The 265-nt window shown below is 60.4% G+C and carries 1 protein-coding gene; it reads left to right on the top strand.

What is annotated here, in order from left to right; translation table 11 throughout:
• A partial coding sequence (locus SB772_RS41890) for a glycoside hydrolase family 15 protein (RefSeq protein ID WP_410838760.1) occupies nt 1-265 on the top strand: 265 nt, incomplete at both ends.

A 265-nucleotide genomic window follows, 5' to 3' on the forward strand; every position in this document is an offset into this window, starting at 1 on the left:
GGGATCCGGGCCGTCCAGATCCATGGACTACCGGGGGATGCCAGGAAATGGGAACATCTCCGCGAGCGGCTGCGTGAAGAGATCATGCGGGAGGGATTCGACCGAAGCATCCACTCCTTCACCCAGACCTACGGCGGACGGCAAACAGACGCAGCGCTGCTGGTCATGCCTCAAGTCGGCTTTCTTCCCTACAACGACAAGCACATGCTTGGTACAGTTGCCCGGCTGGAACAGGAACTCCTTACCGACGACGGCCTTCTGCTCC

Origin of the sequence: Paraburkholderia sp. SIMBA_030 (assembly GCF_046535245.1) — a bacterium.
Classification (GTDB): Bacteria; Pseudomonadota; Gammaproteobacteria; order Burkholderiales; family Burkholderiaceae; genus Paraburkholderia.